19 protein-coding genes are annotated in these 18,388 nt (G+C 74.1%); 17 read left to right on the plus strand and 2 right to left on the minus strand.

What is annotated here, in order from left to right:
• Positions 1–13 precede the first annotated feature (13 nt).
• The 17 genes from ABT299_RS06935 to ABT299_RS07015 all read left to right on the plus strand — a co-directional run bounded on the left by ABT299_RS06935 (position 14) and on the right by ABT299_RS07015 (position 15,605).
• Complete coding sequence (locus ABT299_RS06935; protein WP_500250062.1) at positions 14–1,180, plus strand: epoxide hydrolase family protein; 1,167 nt, start codon at positions 14–16, stop codon at positions 1,178–1,180.
• Between the two features lie 169 nt (positions 1,181–1,349).
• A complete protein-coding gene (gene purU / locus ABT299_RS06940; RefSeq protein ID WP_190868384.1) occupies positions 1,350–2,198 on the plus strand; it encodes a formyltetrahydrofolate deformylase in 849 nt (282 codons plus the stop codon).
• Between the two features lie 118 nt (positions 2,199–2,316).
• Positions 2,317–2,931: a DUF6286 domain-containing protein gene (locus tag ABT299_RS06945; protein ID WP_500250063.1), complete on the plus strand. Its 615-nt coding sequence runs from the start codon at positions 2,317–2,319 to the stop codon at positions 2,929–2,931.
• 1 nt (position 2,932) lies between these two features.
• A complete protein-coding gene (locus ABT299_RS06950) occupies positions 2,933–3,484 on the plus strand; it encodes a hypothetical protein (protein WP_500250064.1) in 552 nt (183 codons plus the stop codon).
• A 785-nt stretch (positions 3,485–4,269) separates the two neighbouring features.
• On the plus strand, positions 4,270–5,880 hold the full coding sequence (locus ABT299_RS06955; protein ID WP_387026754.1) for a sensor histidine kinase: 1,611 nt from the start codon (positions 4,270–4,272) through the stop codon (positions 5,878–5,880).
• Positions 5,877–6,548 (plus strand): response regulator, encoded by a 672-nt coding sequence (locus tag ABT299_RS06960; RefSeq protein ID WP_190868273.1) that lies wholly within the window; start codon positions 5,877–5,879, stop codon positions 6,546–6,548. The genes ABT299_RS06955 and ABT299_RS06960 overlap by 4 nt, the downstream gene beginning before the upstream one ends.
• A 62-nt stretch (positions 6,549–6,610) precedes the next feature.
• Positions 6,611–6,814 (plus strand): hypothetical protein, encoded by a 204-nt coding sequence (locus tag ABT299_RS06965; protein ID WP_190868274.1) that lies wholly within the window; start codon positions 6,611–6,613, stop codon positions 6,812–6,814.
• Positions 6,815–6,968: 154 nt separating this feature from the next.
• Complete coding sequence (locus ABT299_RS06970) at positions 6,969–7,466, plus strand: Asp23/Gls24 family envelope stress response protein (protein ID WP_387026755.1); 498 nt, start codon at positions 6,969–6,971, stop codon at positions 7,464–7,466.
• On the plus strand, positions 7,463–7,909 hold the full coding sequence (locus tag ABT299_RS06975) for a hypothetical protein (protein ID WP_500250065.1): 447 nt from the start codon (positions 7,463–7,465) through the stop codon (positions 7,907–7,909). The genes ABT299_RS06970 and ABT299_RS06975 overlap by 4 nt, the downstream gene beginning before the upstream one ends.
• Positions 7,906–8,100 (plus strand): hypothetical protein, encoded by a 195-nt coding sequence (locus tag ABT299_RS06980; RefSeq protein ID WP_194737750.1) that lies wholly within the window; start codon positions 7,906–7,908, stop codon positions 8,098–8,100. The genes ABT299_RS06975 and ABT299_RS06980 overlap by 4 nt, the downstream gene beginning before the upstream one ends.
• A complete protein-coding gene (locus ABT299_RS06985) occupies positions 8,097–8,636 on the plus strand; it encodes an Asp23/Gls24 family envelope stress response protein (protein WP_500250066.1) in 540 nt (179 codons plus the stop codon). The genes ABT299_RS06980 and ABT299_RS06985 overlap by 4 nt, the downstream gene beginning before the upstream one ends.
• Positions 8,633–9,241, plus strand: coding sequence for a DUF6286 domain-containing protein (locus ABT299_RS06990; protein ID WP_500250067.1), 609 nt, complete (start codon positions 8,633–8,635; stop codon positions 9,239–9,241). The genes ABT299_RS06985 and ABT299_RS06990 overlap by 4 nt, the downstream gene beginning before the upstream one ends.
• 32 nt (positions 9,242–9,273) lie before the next feature.
• Entirely contained in the window at positions 9,274–9,852 is a 579-nt protein-coding gene (locus ABT299_RS06995; RefSeq protein ID WP_500250068.1) for an Asp23/Gls24 family envelope stress response protein, read from the plus strand.
• A 475-nt stretch (positions 9,853–10,327) separates the two neighbouring features.
• The gene (locus ABT299_RS07000; RefSeq protein ID WP_500250069.1) at positions 10,328–12,166 is read left to right on the plus strand and encodes an MFS transporter; all 1,839 of its coding nucleotides are present in this window, start codon (positions 10,328–10,330) and stop codon (positions 12,164–12,166) included.
• Positions 12,167–12,253: 87 nt separating this feature from the next.
• Positions 12,254–13,417 (plus strand): thiolase family protein, encoded by a 1,164-nt coding sequence (locus ABT299_RS07005; protein ID WP_500250070.1) that lies wholly within the window; start codon positions 12,254–12,256, stop codon positions 13,415–13,417.
• A gap of 92 nt (positions 13,418–13,509) precedes the next feature.
• On the plus strand, positions 13,510–13,956 hold the full coding sequence (locus tag ABT299_RS07010) for a winged helix-turn-helix transcriptional regulator (RefSeq protein ID WP_387026763.1): 447 nt from the start codon (positions 13,510–13,512) through the stop codon (positions 13,954–13,956).
• A gap of 56 nt (positions 13,957–14,012) precedes the next feature.
• Positions 14,013–15,605 (plus strand): serine/threonine-protein kinase, encoded by a 1,593-nt coding sequence (locus ABT299_RS07015; RefSeq protein WP_500250071.1) that lies wholly within the window; start codon positions 14,013–14,015, stop codon positions 15,603–15,605.
• Between the two features lie 87 nt (positions 15,606–15,692).
• Here ABT299_RS07015 and ABT299_RS07020 read toward each other — a convergent pair whose 3' ends face one another.
• Both ABT299_RS07020 and glyA read right to left on the minus strand, forming a co-directional pair.
• Entirely contained in the window at positions 15,693–17,066 is a 1,374-nt protein-coding gene (locus tag ABT299_RS07020; RefSeq protein ID WP_500250072.1) for an L-serine ammonia-lyase, read from the minus strand.
• Positions 17,067–17,130: 64 nt separating this feature from the next.
• Positions 17,131–18,387, minus strand: coding sequence for a serine hydroxymethyltransferase (gene glyA / locus ABT299_RS07025; protein WP_347257138.1), 1,257 nt, complete (start codon positions 18,385–18,387; stop codon positions 17,131–17,133).
• Position 18,388: the final 1 nt, after the last annotated feature.

Here is an 18,388-nt window from a genome sequence, read left to right on the forward strand (position 1 = left end):
GGGGCCGTTCACCATGGCTGAGAGCAGCGCGAACACCGAGATCAGGCCGTTCCGCGTCGAGATCCCGCAGGCCGACCTGGACGACCTCCGCGACCGGCTGGCCCGCGTCCGGTTCGCCGACGAGCTCCCGCGCGACCAGGTCACCACCGGCGAGCCGGCCGGCCCGGTGCAGCCCGGCTGGGAGTACGGCGTGCCCGTCTCGTTCGTCCGCGACCTCGTCGCCCGCTGGCGCGACGAGTACGACTGGCGCGCGCACGAGGCGCGGCTCAACGCGGTCCCGCAGTTCACCACCGAGATCGACGGCCAGCTCGTGCACTTCGCGCACGTCCGCTCCCCGGAGCCGGACGCGACGCCCTTGATCCTCACGCACGGCTGGCCGAACACCTTCGCCGAGTACCTCGACCTGATCGGCCCGCTCACCGACCCGCGCGCGCACGGCGGCGACCCGTCCACCGCCTTCCACGTCGTGATCCCGTCGCTGCCCGGATTCGGCTTCTCGGGCCACACCGCCGAGAAGGGCTGGGGCGCCGCCCGCACCGCCGACGCCTGGCACGAGCTGATGCGCCGCCTCGGCTACGACCGGTACGGCGCGCACGGCAACGACGCCGGCGCCATCGTCAGCCCCGAGATCGGGCGCCGCCACCCCGACGCCGTCATCGGCGTCCACGTCAACCAGATCTTCTCGTTCCCGTCCGGCGACCCCGCCGAGTTCGAGGGCCTCGGCCCCGAGGACATGCGGTACCTGCGGTTCCTCCAGCAGTTCGTCGAGCACGCCATCCACGACCGCGCCCAGCAGGCGCAGCCGCAGACCCTCGCGCACGCGCTCGCCGACTCCCCGTCCGGGCAGCTCGCCTGGATCGGCCAGCTCCTCGGCGGCGTCCCCGACCCCGACACCATCCTGACCAGCGCGTCGATCTACTGGTTCACCAACACGGCCGCCTCGTCCGCCCGCTTCTATTACGAGAACGCCCACGAGGAGAAGGCGACCGAGCCGACCACGTTCCCGATCGGCCTCGCCTCGTTCGCCTACGACTTCCGGCCGCTGCGCCGCTTCGCCGAGCGCGACCACACCACCATCGTCCACTGGAACGAGTACGACCGCGGCAGCCACTGGGCAGCCCACGATGCCCCCGACCTCCTGGTGGCCGACATCCGCGAGTTCTTCACCAAGCTCGCCTGACCCCGGCCACCCGCCGTCCCGGCGCCCGGCGGCACGACCCCGCCGGGCGCCTCGAACCGGCCGGCGCGGCATGGGCGCGGCACGGGCGCGCGACAGGCCCGCGGCGCGTAAGCTCGTACACCCGGACCCCCTTTGAGCTGGTACTACGCGGCGAGAGCGAGACCGAGACGTGGACCCATACGTGCTGACCCTGTCGTGCCCCGACCGGCCGGGCATCGTCGCCGCCGTCTCCGGGGTGCTCGCCGACCGCGGATGCAACATCGTGGAGAGCCAGCAGTTCGGCGACCCCGACTCCGGCACCTTCTTCATGCGGGTCCAGTTCACCGCCCGGCCCGGCACCGACGCCGACGAGCTGCGCGGCGCGTTCGCGTCCCTCGCCCCCGACCTCGGCCTCGAGTGGCGGCTGCACGACCTGTCCGAACGCCCCCGCGTGCTGATCATGGTGTCGAAGGGCGGGCACTGCCTGAATGACCTGCTCTACCGGCAGCGCTCCGGGCTCCTCGACATCGACGTCGTAGCCGTCGCGTCCAACCACCCCGACCTGCGGCCGCTCACCCAGTCGTACGGCATCGACTACCACCACCTCCCGGCCGGGCCCGGCGGCAAGGCCGCGCAGGAGGCCGAGATCCTCGCCCTGGTCGAGCACTACCGCGCCGACCTCGTCGTCCTCGCCCGCTACATGCAGATCCTCTCGGACGACTTCTGCGCCAAGCTCCCCGGCGCGATCATCAACATCCACCACTCCTTCCTGCCGAGCTTCAAGGGCGCCCGCCCCTACCACCGGGCGCACGAGCGCGGCGTCAAGCTGATCGGCGCCACCGCGCACTACGTCACCGCCGACCTGGACGAGGGCCCGATCATCGAGCAGGAGGTCGCCCGCGTGGACCACACCCACAGTCCGGAGGACCTGGTGGCGGTCGGCCGCGACGTCGAGTGCCTCGCCCTCGCCCGCGCCGTCCGCTGGCACGCCGAGCACCGCGTGCTGCTCAACGGAGACCGCACCGTCGTCTTCCGCTGACCGTTCGCGCAGGTGAAAGCGTGAGATGTCGGCATGGCGTGTTTCACTCCACGTGACATTGCCTCACTATGAGTAGTGAGAGATCGTCCGGACGTGCCGGTGGCTCACGGGGGTGGCTATGGCCGAGGCTCTGGTCAAGGACCTGATCGAGGAAGAACGCAGCAGGCGTCAGGCACGGCGCCTGGCTGTCCGCGAGTTCCGTCCGCGGCGCGCGTTCGCCGGGCTGGCGGCCGCGCTGGTGGTCACCGCCGCGGGCGGGATCGCCGCCATCGAACTGCTCGCCGCCGCGCTGCACTCCGGCGTCCACCCGGTCCCCGGCATGGGCGCCCTCGTGCACGCGCTGCGGCACCGCCCGTGGAGCGACGCCGGCGTCCGCGAGGCCGCCGCCGCGATCGCCGGCTGCGGGCTGCTGTTCCTGCTCGCCGCGGCGCCCGGGCGGCTGCGCGGCGTCCCGCTGGACGGCGCCGACCCGCGCCTCGCGGGCGTCGTCCGCCGCGCCGCGCTGCGCCGGGCCGCCGCCGACGCGGCGCTGACCGTCCCCGGCATCGAGCGCGCCCGCGCCCGCGGCCTCGGCGTGCTGCGCCGCCGGCTGGTCGTCCGGGTCGCCACGAACTACCGCAACCCGGCGAACCTCGAGGAACTGGTGCACACCGCGGTCACGGCGCGCCTCGACAGGATCGAGCCGATGCACCGTCCCCTGGTCGACGTCCGGCTCGGCTGGCGGAAGGACTGACATGAGGATCCCGATCGCGGCGACCGGCGCCCTGCTGCTGCTGTGCGGCGCGTCCGCCCTCGCCCTGGGCGTGTCCGGTCTCGGCGGGCACCCGCCGCTCGACCCGGCACTGGTGCGCTTCGCCTCCGGCAGCCCGTGGTTCCTGGCCGCCGCCGCCGGCGTCGCCGAGATCCTGGCGCTCGCCGGGCAGCTATGGCTGGTCGTGCAGGGCCGCACCGTCGTCCACCTGCGGTGGCCCGACCTGGACCCGCAGACCCGCGCGCACGCCCGCGCCGCCGCGGACGTCCTCGTCAAGACCACCAAGGAGCTCCCGGACGTCCAGGACGTCCGCGTCCGCCTCACCGGCACCGTCAACCGGCCGCGCCTGGTCATGCACGTGACCTGCGCCGGCGACGCGCTGCTCAGCGAGGTGTACGGGGAGCTCGGCGCCGGCCCGGTCGAGCGCTACCGCCGCGCCCTGGGCATGCCCGACCTGAAGGCGATCGTCCGCTTCCGCCTGGCCTTCCCGCAACAGCAGAAGCGCCCGAGGACGCCCCACCCGGAAACCGCCTGACCCCCACCGCCGCCAAGCCCCTGCCCGGACCGAAAGGATGCCGCGGACGCACCGTGCCGCAGCACGCCGAAGCCCCGGGGACGCGCCAACGTCCCCAGAACGCGCCGGGCTGGGACGTGCCGGGCAGGGGTGTGCCAGGCCCGGCGTGCGCCAGGCTCGGGGTGTGCCGGGCCGGGGTGTGCAGGGCTGGAGATATGTGGGGCTGGGTGTGCAGGGCCGAGGGTATTAGGGGGCGGTGGCGCGGCGTTGTCGGAGTCCAGGGAGCGCGCCGCGCAAGGGTGAACCGGACGTGCCGGTGCTCACGGAGCTTGTTGTCCTAGGGGTGAGCGTGAGCGGAACCGGTGACCGCAACGGGCGCGGGGGTTAGGCCCAGCCACGCGACAACCGAACCGTCGCGATCGCGTGCGAAGCCGGATTCGAGCGAAGCGAGAATCCGATCGCGCAGCGAGCCCCCAGGGCGAGTCGGAGCGATGCTGCGATCGCACGCATTGCCCGCCGAAGGAAGGCCGTCTAGCGGCCTGACGCCAAGGGCAATGCAAACAAACACGCGACACCCGTCCGGGGCGGCGCCGGGCGGGGGCGGCGCCGCGCCCCGGACGGGTGCCCGCGCTCGGGCAGGCGCCCATGCGCCGCGGAGCGGACGCATGCACACGATGGGCGCCCGCGCACACGGAAGCTGTGCAGGTCGTAGGGCATGCACCCGTCACTATGCGCGATCTTCTGGTAACGGTCACGGTTGTGTACATTTCGTTCACGGCATTGCCGAAACGAAAGGTACGGGTGGGATGCGGCGTCCCGGTTGGGCGGCGCCCGGACGCTGGAGCCTGGCCCGGCAGCTGCTGGCGCTGCAGGCGGCGATCGTCGCGCTGCTGGTGGCGGTCGGGGCGACCCTCGCGTACCTGGACGCCCGGCGGGCCACGGACGAGCGGGCGGCGCACACGGTGACGGCGCTGGCGGAGAGCATCGCGGACGCGCCGGACGTGCGGGCGGCGGTGGCCGCGCCGTCGCCGAGCCGGATCCTGCAGCCGTACGCCGAGCGGATCCGGCACGACACGGGCGTGGACTTCATCACGATCATGAGTCCGGAGGGGATCCGGTACACGCATCCGAATCCGGCGCGGATCGGCGGGCGGTTCGTCGGGAACACGGCGCGGGCGCTGGCGGGTCACGAGTTCACCGAGACGTACACGGGGACGCTGGGGCCGTCGGTGCGGACGGTGGTCCCGGTGTTCGGCGACGGGCACCGGGTGGTGGCGCTGGTGGCGGTCGGGATCACGATCCGGGCGATCTCGGCGGAGCTGCGGCGGCGGCTGCTGGCGTTGGTGGGGATCGCGGCGATGGTGCTGGCGATCGGGATCGGCGGGAGCTGGCTGGTGGCGGCGCGGCTGCGGCGCCAGACCCGCGGGGCGGCGCCGGGCGAGCTGCGCGGGATGTTCGAGTACTACGAGGCGATCCTGCACGCCGTGCGGGAGGGGCTGGTGCTGCTGGACCGCGGCGGGGGCGTCGTGCTGTGCAACGACGCGGCGCGCGAGCTGCTCGATCTGCCGCCGGACGGTCCCGGCGGGCGGCATGTCGGTGAGCTGGGGCTGCCGGAGGAGCTGGTGGCGTCGATGACGTCGCCGGAGCCGCGCGCGGACGAGATCCATGTCGGGGACACGCGGGTCCTGGTGGTCAGCACGTCACCGGTGCGGTCGGGGGACCGGGCGATGGGGAACGTGGTGACGCTGCGGGACCACACGGAGCTGCAGGGGCTGACGGGCGAGCTGGACACGGTGCGGGGGTTCGCGGAGTCGCTGCGGTCGCAGGCGCACGAGGCGGCGAACCGGTTGCACACGGTGGTGTCGCTGGTGGAGCTCGGCCGGCCGGAGCAGGCGGTGGAGTTCGCGACGGCGGACCTGGCGGCGGCGCAGCGGCTGACGGACCGGGTCGTCGGGTCGGTGCGGGAGCCGGTGCTGGCGGCGCTGCTGCTCGGCAAGTCCGCGGAGGCGGCGGAGCGCGGCGTCGAGCTGGAGATCGCGGAGGACACCGCGATCGACGGGGTGGTGGAGCCGCGCGACCTGGTCACGATCCTCGGGAACCTGATCGACAACGCGGTGGACGCGGCGGTGGAGAACGCGGGGGTGCGGCCGCCGCGGGTCCGGGTGAGCGTCCGCCGGGAGGAGGGGCGGCTCGTCCTGCGGGTCGCCGACAGCGGCCCGGGGGTGGATCCGGCGGACGTCCCGGAGATGTTCCGCCGGGGCTGGACGACGAAGTCGTCGGGCGGCCCGGTGGGGCACGGGCTCGGCCTGGCGCTGGTCGGCCGGGCGGTCCGGCGGCACGGGGGCACGGTGGAGGTCGCCGGTGGCGCCGGCGAGGGCGCGGTGTTCACCGTCCGGCTGCCGGTGGAGGCCCGATGATCTCGGTGCTGATCGTGGAGGACGACCCCGTCGCGGCGGAGGCGCACCGCTCGTACGTCGAGCAGGTCGCGGGGTTCGCGGTCGCGGGGGTGGTGCACTCGGGCGCGGACGCGCTGCGGTTCTGCCAGGGGACGCGGGTCGACGTCGTCCTGCTGGACTTCTACCTTCCCGACACCCACGGCCTGACGGTCTGCCGGGCGCTGCGGGCCGGGGGCAGCGAGGTCGACGTCATCGCGGTGACGTCCGCGCGAGACCTCGCGGTGATCCGTTCGGCGGTGTCGGTCGGGGTCGTCCAGTACCTGCTGAAGCCGTTCACGTTCGCGTCGCTGCGCGACAAGCTCGTCCGGTACGCGCGGTACCGGGAGCAGCTGGTGGGCTCGGGCGAGGTGTCGGGGCAGGCCGATGTGGACGGCATGCTGGCGACGCTGCGGACGCCGGACCACCGGTCGCTGCCGAAGGGGATGAGCGGCGAGACGCTCGACGCGATCACCGAGGTGCTGACGGGGGCGCCGGAGGGGCTGTCGGCGGCGGCCGCCGCGGACCTCACCGGGGTGTCCCGCGTCACCGCGCGCCGCTACCTGGAGTACCTCGCCGAGAACGGCCTGGCCACGCGCCGTCCGCACTACGGGCAGGTCGGCCGGCCGGAGGTCCGCTTCTACCCGGGGTAGAGGGGCGCGCCGCGGGGTACCTACGGGACGAACGATCCGTCAGCGACATCGGGGGAGTTGTCGTGGGTGACCTGAACGACAAGGTGGACCGCAGGACCGCCGAACCGGAGCGGAGGAACGAGTCGGGCGAGGCCCGCCCGGCGCGCCCGGCCCGCACGGCCCGCAACGGGGAGGCCGCCGACGACGCCGGACGCGCGGGGGACAAGCCGCGCAAGGTCAAGCCGGGCGACGCCGCCCGCAAGATGCGCGCGATGTTCAAGGGCTAGCCGCCCTTCGCGGCGGGGGCCGGCGGCGTGCCGCCGCCGGCCCCCGTTTCGCATGTAAAACCCTCTTGACCTGGCCATTCGCCCGCGCCGTACGGGTTTGGTGTGATCCGCGCTGAGCATCAATCGCACATTGCCGACGCATCGGGGGGACACCGTGAGCCAGGATGAGGGACGCAGGGAGGGCACGGTCGCCACGCAGGACCGGCCCGACGAGGGCTTGCGCCGCGCCCGTTCCGGCGGGTCGAGCGAGCTGGTGACGTCCGGCGGCCGCACCGAGATCGCCGACGTGGTGGTGGCCAAGATCGCCAGCATGGCGGCCCGCGAGGTGGGCGGCGTGCACGAGATGGGCGCGGGGATGAGCCGCACGATCGGCTCGGTGAAGGAGCGGCTTCCCGGCGTCGCCGCCGATCCGACGCAGGGCGTCGGGGTGCAGGTCGGGGAGCGGCAGGCGGCGATCGACATCGACCTCGTGGTCGACTACGGGGCCTCGATCCCCGATCTCGCCAACGCGGTCCGCTCCAACGTGATCGGGCAGGTCGAGCACATGTGCGGGCTGGAGGTCGTGGAGGTCGACATCACGGTCGACGACATCCACCTGCCGGGCGACGACCGCGAGGAACCCGAGCAGCCGACGGGCCCCCGGGTGCTATGACGGCCCGGACCCGGAGGACGCGGCCCGCCGCCGCGGAGGGCGCGGGCCGCCAGGCCCATGCCCGGATCCCGCCCGTCCCGCAGAGCCCGCCGCCCCGCGCGGCGACCGGAACCGCGGCGGCACGGCAGGGCACCGAGCGGGCCCGTGAGGATCCGGACGGCAAGGGGCGGCTCGTGGAGCGGGTCGCGGAGGCGGTGACCGGCTGCCGGTCGGTGGCCGGGCTGACCGCCGGGCCGCGGGCGCGGATCATGACGTACCGGGCGGGGCGGCCGCTCGCCGGCGTCGCCGTCCGGGACGCGGAGATCGAGGTCGGGGTGGTGGCGCTGGTGGAGCGGCCGCTGCCGGAGACGGCCGAGGACGTGCGGCGGGCGGTGCGCCCGCTCGCCGGGGACCGCCCGGTGCACGTCCTGATCGGCGACATCGCCGAAGGGGGAGCGACGTGATTCCGATATGGCCCCTGGTGGGGCTGGGCTTCGGGGTGGCGCTCGGGTTCGCGGGCGCGTTCGGCGGGTTCGGCCCGTTCTTCATCGTGCTGTTCCTGGGCTGCCTCGGATTCCTGACGGGACGGGCGATCGAGGGGAACCTCGACATCCGCCAGCTGTTCTCGTTCAACACCGGCCGGCGGCCGCGATGACGGCGGACCGCGCGCGAAGCGAAGGTGCCGAGCCTGACGGGCGCGTGGCGGCGGACGAGGAACGCGCCGGACAAGCGCCCGCTGAGGCCCACGCGGGTGAGGCCCACGCGGGTGAGGCCCACGCGGGCGAGGGCCACATACCTGCCGGCGAGCACAGGCCGGATGCGGCGCGTTCGGCGGGGGAGGCGCGTCCGCCGGGGGAACGGGGCCGGACGACGATCAGCGACCGGGTCGTGGCGCGCATCGTGGCGAAGGCCGCCGAGGAGACGGCGGGGTCGGGCGGCCTCGACCGGTCGGTGCTCGGCGTCGGGCTGCCGGGGCGCCGCGCGGCCCGCACCGACGTGCGCGTGCACGGGAAGGTCGTCACGGCGAAGGTGGCGCTGTCGGTGGAGTACCCGATGCCGGTGCGGGACGTGGCGCGCCGGGTGCGCGAGGGCGTCCGCACGCGGGTCGAGTCGCTGACCGGGCTCACCGTGCGGCAGGTGGACATCGACGTGGCCGAGCTGGAGCGGCCCGGCGGGAGGACCGTGTCATGATCACGCATGCCGGACAGCGGCGGGTGCCGGCGCACGGCACGCGGACGTCGGGGGAGCGGCGGGCGGACCGGGCGGCGCGGCACGCGTTCCGGTCGCGGCGGGTCCGGATCGGCTCGCTCGCGGCGCTGCTGCTGACCGCGGCGTCGGTGATCGCCGCGATCGACGTCCTCTCCGCGATGTTCGGGTCGTCGCTGCACGTCATCGCCTACCGGGAGCTGCTGGACGTCCGGTGGGACGGGTGGGTCACCCGGGCGATCAGCGGAGGGCTGGTGCTGGTCGGGCTGGTGTTCCTGCTGGCGGGGCTGCTGCCCGGGCGGTCGCGGGTCGTCCCGCTGCACGGCCGCGTGCCGGACGTGGTGATGGGCGTCAGCAAACGCGGACTGTGCCGGGCGATCGCGGCGGCGGCGGAGGACGCGACCGGGGTGTCGCGGGTCCGGCGGGTCCGGCTGCGGCCCAGGCGCGTGACGGTGGTCGCGGAGACGCCGGTGCGCGACGCGCGGGGGCTGGAGGACGGCGTCACGGACGCGGTGCGCGCGTGCCTGGAGCGGATACGGCCGCTGCAACCCCGGACCGTGAAGGTGCGGATGAAGCGCAAGGAGACCTAGATGGCGGGGGACCGAACGGTCAGGGGGCGCGGATGAACCGGGGGCCCGCTCATCTCAACCGGACCGGGCTGGTCCTGGTCGGGGCGCTCATGATCGCCGTGGGCGGGGCGGGGCTGGCGCGGGGGGCCGGCGTGTTCGGCCACGGCCGGGCGACCGGCCCGGTGTTCAGCGGCACCGTCCGGCGGTACGCCGCTGAGCACGACTGGTTCTGGCCGGCGGTCGCGGCGGCGGTGATCGTGCTGGCGCTGCTCGGGCTGGCCTGGCTGTTCGCGCAGGGCCGACCGGGACGGCTGCCGGGGCTGACGATGGAGCCGGACGCCGCCGGCGGGCGGACGCGCCTGTCCGGGAAGGCGGTGACGGACGCGCTGGAGTCCGAGGTCGGCGAGTACCCGGGGGTGCGGACGGTGCGGGCCCGGCTGATCGGTTCGTCGCGGCGCCCGGAACTGCGGCTGAACGTCGCGTACGGGCGGCGCGCGGATCCCGCGGAACTGCGGAGCCGCATCGAGGAGGAGGGGATGCCGCGGCTGGCGGCGGCGCTGGGCCGCGAGTCGGTGCCGGCGGTGGTGCGGCTGCGGCTGGTGAAGGGCGAGCGGGCGGACACGCTGCTCTGACCTTTGGCGACACCTTTGGGGCCTGTTGGGCGTGAAGGGTGGTTTGCCCGACTAGCGTCTTGTAGTGAACATGACGTCGAGGGAATGAGGAGGCTCGCTTGGTCGACCTGCCAATTCCGGGTGGCTCCGTCGAGGGGCCCTTCGACGCATGGAAGGAACAGACGGACCACGGCATGGGCCCCTCCCGCTAGAGCGGCCCGAAGACCCGGGGGTGCGGCGACGCCGCGCCCCCGGGTTCTTTGTGCGGCGGCCGTTCCCTCGCGATCAGTGAGTTGTGTTTTCCAACCTACTCCGCTTTGATGGTTGGAAAACACAACTCACCAGGAGCGCCATGCCGCCCGCCACCCCCTCACCCCCGCCCCGCCCAACCCCGCCCCCGACTCCGACCTCAACCTCGCCCTCGACTCCGCCGTCGACTCCGCTTTCGCCTCGGCTAGACCCCGCACCGGCTTCACCGGATGCGGGACGGTTCGGTGTGGTCTTCGCAGTCGTGGCGGCCGGTGTCGCCATGGCCAACCTGGACGTCTTCATCGTCAACGTCGCGCTCCCGGACGTCGGGCGGCACTTCACGGGGGCGTCGCTGTCGTCCCTGTCCTGGATCCTCAACGCCTACGCGGTCGTGTTCGCCGCGCTGCTCGTTCCCGCCGGACGGTTCGCCGATCGCACCGGGCCCAAGCGGGCCTACCTGGGCGGCATCGCCGTCTTCACCGTCGCGTCCGCGCTGTGCGCGGTGGCGCCGGATGTCTGGTCCCTGGTCGGGGCGCGCGCCGTCCAGGCGGCGGGCGCCGCGTTCCTGACCCCGTCCTCGCTCGCGCTGCTCGTCGCCGCCGCGCCGTCCGCACGCCGGCTCGCCGCCGTCCGCGCCTGGACCGCGATGAGCGGCCTCGCCGCCGCGCTCGGCCCCGTCGCCGGCGGCCTGCTCACCCAGCTCGACTGGCGCTGGGTGTTCCTCGTCAACGTTCCCGCCGGCATCGCCGTGCTGCTGGCCGGCCCGCGCGTCATCCGCTCACCGGCCCAAGCCGCCGCCCCAGCCCAAGCCGCCGCCCCAGCCCAAGCCGCCGCCCCAGCCCAAGCCGGTGCCTCAGCCCAAGGCGGTGCCCCAGCCCAAGGCGGTGCCCCAGCCCAAGGCGGTGCCCCAGCCCAAGGCGGTGCCCCAGCCCAAGGCGGTGCGCTGGCCCAGGGTGGTGCGCCGGGCCAAGGCGGTGCGCTGGCGCAAGGCGGTGCGCTGGCGCAAGGCGGTGCGCTGGCGCAAGGCGGTGCGCCGGGCCAAGGCGGCGCGTTGGACGAGGGCGGCGTGCCGGGCCAAGGCGGCGTGCCGGGCCAGGGCGGTGCGCTGGCCCAGGGCGGCGCGTTGGACGAGGGCGGCGTGCCGGGCCAAGGCGGCGCCTCGGGCCAAGGTGGTGCGCCGGGCCAGGGTGGTGCGCTGGCCGCGCGGGCGGCGCGGCCTGATCACGCCGGGGTGGGCTCGCGGGCGGTGCGGCCTGATCTTGCCGGGGCGGGACTGCTGACGGCGGGCATCGCCGCGCTCGCGCTCGCGCTGGTCAAGAGCAACGACTGGGGCTGGGGCTCCGGAGGCGTCATCGGGACGCTGGTGGCGGCGGCGGTTCTGCTGGTGCTGTTCGTGCACCGGTCGGCGCGGCATCCCGAGCCCGTGCTGCCGCTGCGGCTGCTCCGGGTCCCCGGCTTCGCCCCGGCGTCCGTGGCGAACCTGCTCTTCGCGGTCGCGTTCGCCGCGATGCTGCTCTCGGCGGTCCTGTGGTGCCGGCAGGTCTGGCACTGGTCCGCGCTGCGGACGGGCCTCGCGATCGCGCCCGGCCCGCTGATGGTCCCGGGCCTCGCCGTCGGCGCGGGTCCGCTGGCCCGGCGCACCGGCGCGGCCCCCATCGCGATCGCCGGCTGCGCGGCCTTCGCGGCGGGCATCGCGTGGTGGACGTGGATGATGACCCCGGACGACGGTTACGCCGCCGGCATGCTGCCCGGGATGCTGCTCACCGGAGTCGGCGTCGGGCTGGCGCTCCCCACCCTCGTCGGCGCGGCGGTGTCCGCGCTGCCGCCCCGGGACTTCTCCACCGGCTCCGGCATGGTCACGATGGCGCGGCAGATCGGCACCGTCCTCGGCGTCGCGATGCTGATCGCCGCACTGGGCTCGGACGCCGCACCGGGCGGGGCGGGCGCGTTCGACGACGGCTGGCGGCTGGTCCTCCTCGCGACCCTCGCGACGGCCGCCGCCTGCCTCCTGGTCCGCCGCCCCCGACCCTCGGCCGCCGCTCCGCCCGGCGACTCCGCCGGATCCGTCCAGGCGGAGGAAATGTGAGAGGCGGCACGCTCCCCAGTGGGTTGTGTTTTCCAACTCGCTGGGCGGATACTGGACAGTAAGTTGGAGAACACAACGGAGGTGGTCATGCGGGACGCGGTGATCGTGGAAGCGGTGCGCACGCCGGTCGGCAAGGGCAAGCCGGGCGGCGCGCTGCACGCCGACCATCCGGCCGACCTGCTGGCGCGGACGCTGAGGACGCTCGTCGAACGGTCCGGGATCGACCCCGCGCAGGTGGACGACGTGATCGGCGGCGTCGTCACCCAGGTCGGCGACCAGGCCCTCAACATCACCCGGACCGCCGTCCTGGCGGCCGGGTTCCCCGAGACCGTGCCGGGCATGACCGTCGACCGGCAGTGCGGCTCGTCCCAGCAGGCGCTGCACATCGCCGCGCAGGGCGTGCAGAGCGGCGCGTACGACATCGCGATCGCGTGCGGCGTGGAGTCGATGTCGCGGGTGCCGATGGGGTCGAGCGTGCTGCCCGGCAGCGACCCGTTCGGCCCGATGCTCAAGGAGCGGTACCCGGACGGCCTCGTCGGGCAGGGCATCAGCGCCGAGCTGATCGCCGCGAAGTGGGACCTGTCCCGCGAGGAGCTCGACGCGTACGCCTACGAGTCGCACCGCCGCGCCGCCGAGGCGTGGAAGAACGGCGAGTTCGACCGCGAGGTCGCCTGGAGCGGGCAGCGCGACGAGACCGTCCGGCCCGGCACGTCACCGGAGATCCTCGCCGGTCTCAGGCCCGCCTACTACGACGAGCGGACGGCGGCGCGGTTCCCCGAGATCGGATGGAAGGTCACCGCCGGGAACGCGTCCCCGATCAACGACGGCGCCGCCGCCGTCCTGGTCATGGGCGCGGACGTGGCGGAGCGGCTCGGCCTGCGCCCCCGCGCCCGGTTCCACGCGTTCGCGGTCACCGGCGACGACCCGCTGCTGATGCTGACGGCGATCATCCCGGCGACGGAGAAGGTGCTGGCCAGGGGCGGCCTGACCCTGGACGACATCGACCTGTTCGAGGTGAACGAGGCGTTCTCCCCGGTCGTGCTCGCCTGGCAGCGCGAGACCGGCGCCGACCTCGCGCGCGTCAACGTCCGCGGCGGCGCGATCGCCATCGGCCACCCGCTCGGCGCGAGCGGCGCCCGCATCATGACGACGCTGCTGCACGCCCTGGAGGACCGCGGCGGGCGCTACGGCCTCCAGACGATGTGCGAGGCCGGCGGCCTCGCCAACGCGACGATCGTCGAGCGCCTGTGACCAGCCGACCGAACGTGGCAGGCGGGCCGATCGTGGCAGGCGGGCCGATCGTGTCCGGCGGGGCGTTCGGAACCGGCGGCTAGGCTTCCGGTATGCCGAAGGACGCCCATCCCCGCGAGTGCTCCATCGCCGACACCCTCGACATCGTCGGCGAGCGCTGGACGCTGCTCGCGATCCGGGAGCTCAGCTACGGCGTCCGCCGGTTCGACCGGATCGCCCGCAACACCGGGGCGGCCCGCGACATCCTCACGACCCGGCTCCGCAAGCTCGAGGCGAACGGGATCGTCCGCCGCGAGCGCTACAGCGACCACCCCGTCCGCTACGAGTACCACCTCACGGCGGCGGGGCGGGAGCTGTGCGACGTGCTGATCGTCCTGATGGCGTGGGGCGACCGGCACCTGCACCCCGACGACCCGCCGGTCCGCTGGCAGCACTCCTGCGGCGAGACCCTCAGCCCGATGGTGATCTGCCGGCACTGCGGCAACGAGGCGCGTCCCGGCGCCCACTCGCCGACGGGGCGGGGCGCGCTGACGTCCTGACCCCGGAAAGACGGCGGAATGCGATAGAAGAGTGGACATCTTCAGGAAGGTGCGAGATGTCCGCGATGCCGTTGAGGGCCGGTGATCCGACGCACGTCGGTTCCTGGGAGATCGAGGGGCGGCTCGGCGAGGGCGGGCAGGGCGTCGTCTACCTCGGGCGCGGGGCCGGCGGCGAGCCGGTCGCGGTCAAGGTGCTGCGCGGGCTGGACGAGGAGGCGCTGCGGCGGCTGGGCCGGGAGGTCGAGACGGCCCGGCGGGTCGCGCCCTTCTGCACGGTGCGCGTCCTCGACGTCCGGCTGGATCCGGCCTCCGCCTACGTGGTCAGCGAGTACGTGGACGGCCCGTCGCTGCAGGACGCGGTGAAGGCCGAAGGGCCGCGGCGGGGCGCGGCGCTGGAGCGGCTGGCCATCGACACGGCGACCGCGCTCGCCGCCGTCCACTCCGCGGGGGTCGTGCACCGGGACTTCAAGCCGCACAACGTGCTGCTCGGCCCGGACGGCCCGCGGGTCATCGACTTCGGGATCGCGCGCGAGGTGGACGTCACGTCCTCGCTGACCAGGGGCCCGATCGGGACACCGGCGTACATGGCGCCCGAGCAGATCGAGGGCCGCCCCGCCACGGCCGCGGCGGACGTGTTCTCCTGGGGCGCGACCATGGTGTTCGCCGCGACCGGGCATCCGGCGTTCGCGCGGGACGGCGTGCAGGCGCTGTTCCACCAGATCCTCAGCGAGGACGCGGACCTGTCGGGCCTGGACGGGTGGCTGCGCGACCTGGTCGCGTCCTGCCTCGCCAAAGACCCCGCCGAGCGGCCGACGGCGGCGGAGGTGATCTCCCGCCTGACGGCGCGGACCGCCTGGCAGCCCGTCGACACGCTTCCCGCCGCCGCGTCGTCCGCGTCCGCGTCCGTGTCGCCGCCTCACGCGTCCGTGCCTCTTCCGCCCGAGGCACCGCCTCCCGCGTCGCCGCTTCTCGCCTCCGGGCTCGCCGGCACCGTGCCGCAGCAGGCACCGTGGACGGCACCGCCGGGCTGGCCGCAGCCGGGCCTTCCTCCGGGCGAAGCGCGCCGCCGCCGCCGGGTCTGGCCGTGGCTGACGGCCGCCATCGCGCTGCCGGTCGTCGCGGCCCTGGTGGCGGGCGGCGTCTTCGTGGTGCGGCAGGTGCTGCGCCACGAGAGGCCCGCCGCCGTGTCGTCCCTCCCGGCGGACATGTGCTCGATCTACGACTCGAGCGCGGGGAAGCGGGTCCTGGCCGACATGGGCGCCGCGAAGGGCAAGCGCATCCCGCGGAACAGCGCCGACCAGTACGGGGAGTGGAGGCTCTGCGCGTTCGGCACGGACCTCTTCCCGCCGACGGACACCTTCCAGATCCAGCTGAACCTCTACAACCGCGACGACCCGCGTAAGGGGATCGAGGACGCGCGCAAGGCGTTGCACGGCGGCTCGAGCTTCGGTTGCACCTCGGCGCCCGCCACCGGCGGCGGCGTGGGCGAGGAGAGCTGCGAGGGCGTCACCAGCAGTTCGTGGGCCGAGGTCGTGGCGCGCAAGGGCAACGTCATCGCGATGGCCTCCTGCTCCGCGGCGACCATCGACGACCGCTACCGCCAGGCCCTGCGCCGCGCCGCCGACCTGGCCCTCGACAAGGCCCTGTAACCCACGGCACACCGCTGTAACCCACGGCGCGACCCGCGCGGCCGGCGGATCAGGCCCGCGACCCCACCGGCGAGGCGCGGCCGCCGCTCAGCACTCGATGACGTTGACGGCGAGGCCGCCGCGCGAGGTCTCCTTGTACTTGTCGAGCATGTCGCGGCCGGTGTCGCGCATGGTCTTGATCGCCTTGTCGAGGGAGACGAAGTGGCGGCCGTCGCCGCGCAGCGAGATGCGGGCGGCGCTGATGGCCTTGATGGCGCCGACCGCGTTGCGCTCGATACAGGGGACCTGGACGAGGCCGCCGACGGGGTCGCAGGTCAGGCCGAGGTTGTGCTCGATGCCGATCTCCGCGGCGTTCTCCACCTGCTCGGGGGTGCCGCCGAGGACCTCGGTGAGCCCGGCGGCGGCCATCGAGCAGGCGGAGCCGACCTCGCCCTGGCAGCCGACCTCGGCACCGGAGATCGACGCGTTCTGCTTGAACAGCACGCCGATCGCACCGGCGGTGAGCAGGAACCGGACGGCGCTCTGGTCGTCGCCGCCCCGCACGAACCGGTCGTGGTAGTGCAGGACGGCAGGGATGATGCCGGCGGCGCCGTTGGTCGGGGCGGTGACGATGCGCCCGCCAGCGGCGTTCTCCTCGTTGACGGCGAGCGCGAAGAGCGTGACCCAGTCCATCGCGTGCAGCGGGTCGGACGCCTGCTCCGCCGACAGCTGGCGGTGCAGCTGCGGGGCGCGCCGCCGCACCTTCAGGCCGCCCGGCAGGAGGCCCTCGCGGGTGCAGCCGCGGGTGACGCAGGCCCGCATGACCTCCCACAGCGTCAGGAGCCCCTCGCGGATCTCCTCCTCGGTGCGGCCGAACGCCTTCTCGTTCTCCAGCATGAGCGCCGAGATGGACAGGCCCGTCTCGCGGCAGCGGTCGAGGAGCTCGGCGGCGGTGTCGAACCGGTGCGGCAGGACGGTGTCGTCCGGCTTGATGCGGTCGGCGCCGGTGGCGTTCTCGTCCACGATGAAGCCGCCGCCGACCGAGTAGTACACCTTGGAGCGCAGTTCGTCGCCGGACGCGTCGAACGCGGTGAACCGCATCCCGTTGGGGTGGCCGGGCAGCGACTCCTTGCGCTCGAAGACCAGGTGCTCGCCGACGGCGAAGGGCACGTCGTGCGAGCCGAACAGGCGGAGGGACTTGCGCTCGCGGATCGCGGCGAGCCGCTCGTCCACCGTGTCGACGTCGACGGTCTCGGGCTTGTCGCCTTCGAGGCCGAGGATGACGGCCTTGTCGGACCCGTGCCCCTTCCCGGTGAGGCCGAGGGAGCCGTAGAGGACCGCCTGGACGGACGCGGTCCGCTCCAGCAGGCCGTCCCGGCGCAGGCCGCGGGCGAAGCGGTGGGCCGCCGCCATGGGGCCGCCCGTGTGCGAGGACGACGGGCCGATACCGATCTTGAAGAGGTCGAAAACGCTGATGGCCATGGGTGCTACCTCGTCGTAGCGCGCGCCCCCCTCCCGCCCTGAGGGGGAAGGGGGCGCGTGGGAGTTACAGGTCGGGGTACAGCGGGTGCTCGTCGGCGAGGGCCTTCACCCGGGCCGACAGCGCGCCGGCGTCGAAGGACGGCTGCAGCGCCAGCGCGATGACGTCGGCGACCTCGGCGAAGTCCTCGGCGGTGAAGCCGCGGGTCGCCAGGGCCGGCGTGCCGATCCGCAGGCCGGACGTCACCATCGGCGGGCGCGGGTCGTTCGGGACCGCGTTCCGGTTGACGGTGATGCCGATCTCGTGCAGCCGGTCCTCGGCGTCGCGGCCGGTGAGCTCGGAGTCCACCAGGTCGACCAGGACGAGGTGCACGTCCGTGCCGCCGGTGAGCACCTTCACGCCGGCCTTCGCCGAGTCCTCGGCGAGCAGCCGCTCGGCGAGGATCTTCGCGCCCTCGACGGTGACGGCCTGCCGGGCCTTGAACTCGTCCGACGCGGCGATCTTCAGCGCGACCGCCTTGGCGGCGATCACGTGCTCCAGCGGGCCGCCCTGCATGCCCGGGAACACCGCCGAGTTGATCTTCTTGCCGTACTCCTCGCGGGCGAGGATCAGGCCGCCGCGCGGGCCGCCGAGCGTCTTGTGCGTCGTGGTGGTGACGATGTCCGCGTACGGGACGGGCGACGGGTGCAGCCCCGCCGCGACGAGCCCCGCGAAGTGCGCCATGTCCACCATGAGCAGCGCGCCCACCGAGTCGGCGATCTCCCGGAACGCGGCGAAGTCGAGTTGCCGCGGGTACGCCGACCAGCCCGCCACGATCATCTTCGGCCGGTGCTCGGCGGCGAGGGAGGCGACCTCGTCCATGTCGACCAGGCCGTCCTCGGCGCGGACGTGGTAGGGCACCACGTTCAGCACCTTGCCGGAGTAGTTCAGCCGCATCCCGTGGGTGAGGTGCCCGCCGTGCGCGAGGTCGAGGCCGAGGATCGTGTCGCCGTGCTGCAGCAGCGCGAAGTAGACCGCGGTGTTGGCCTGCGCGCCGCTGTGCGGCTGCACGTTGGCGTGCTCGGCGCCGAACAGCGACTTGGCGCGGTCGATCGCCAGCTGCTCGGTGACGTCGACGAACTCGCAGCCGCCGTAGTACCGCTTGCCCGGGTACCCCTCGGCGTACTTGTTGGTCAGGACGGAGCCCTGCGCCTCCAGCACCGACACCGGCGCGAAGTTCTCCGACGCGATCATCTCGAGGGTGGACTGCTGGCGGCGCAGCTCGGCGTCCACCGCCTCGGCGACCTCGGGGTCCGCCGCGGCGAGGGAGTCGTACAGACCCACG

It is taken from the genome of Spirillospora sp. NPDC000708, from assembly GCF_040299565.1.
Classification (GTDB): Bacteria; Actinomycetota; Actinomycetes; order Streptosporangiales; family Streptosporangiaceae; genus Spirillospora.

Bases quoted from the DNA above. Each gene is read 5' to 3' on its own strand.
- ABT299_RS06935 (WP_500250062.1), top strand. From the start codon at position 14: ATGGCTGAGAGCAGCGCGAACACCGAGATCAGGCCGTTCCGCGTCGAG.
- ABT299_RS06945 (WP_500250063.1), top strand. From the start codon at position 2,317: ATGGCCGAGGCTCTGGTCAAGGACCTGATCGAGGAAGAACGCAGCAGG.
- ABT299_RS06950 (WP_500250064.1), top strand. From the start codon at position 2,933: ATGAGGATCCCGATCGCGGCGACCGGCGCCCTGCTGCTGCTGTGCGGC.
- ABT299_RS06955 (WP_387026754.1), top strand. From the start codon at position 4,270: ATGCGGCGTCCCGGTTGGGCGGCGCCCGGACGCTGGAGCCTGGCCCGG.
- ABT299_RS06960 (WP_190868273.1), top strand. From the start codon at position 5,877: ATGATCTCGGTGCTGATCGTGGAGGACGACCCCGTCGCGGCGGAGGCG.
- ABT299_RS06975 (WP_500250065.1), top strand. From the start codon at position 7,463: ATGACGGCCCGGACCCGGAGGACGCGGCCCGCCGCCGCGGAGGGCGCG.
- ABT299_RS06985 (WP_500250066.1), top strand. From the start codon at position 8,097: ATGACGGCGGACCGCGCGCGAAGCGAAGGTGCCGAGCCTGACGGGCGC.
- ABT299_RS06990 (WP_500250067.1), top strand. From the start codon at position 8,633: ATGATCACGCATGCCGGACAGCGGCGGGTGCCGGCGCACGGCACGCGG.
- ABT299_RS06995 (WP_500250068.1), top strand. From the start codon at position 9,274: ATGAACCGGGGGCCCGCTCATCTCAACCGGACCGGGCTGGTCCTGGTC.
- ABT299_RS07005 (WP_500250070.1), top strand. From the start codon at position 12,254: ATGCGGGACGCGGTGATCGTGGAAGCGGTGCGCACGCCGGTCGGCAAG.
- ABT299_RS07010 (WP_387026763.1), top strand. From the start codon at position 13,510: ATGCCGAAGGACGCCCATCCCCGCGAGTGCTCCATCGCCGACACCCTC.
- ABT299_RS07015 (WP_500250071.1), top strand. From the start codon at position 14,013: ATGTCCGCGATGCCGTTGAGGGCCGGTGATCCGACGCACGTCGGTTCC.
- ABT299_RS07020 (WP_500250072.1), bottom strand. From the start codon at position 17,066: ATGGCCATCAGCGTTTTCGACCTCTTCAAGATCGGTATCGGCCCGTCG.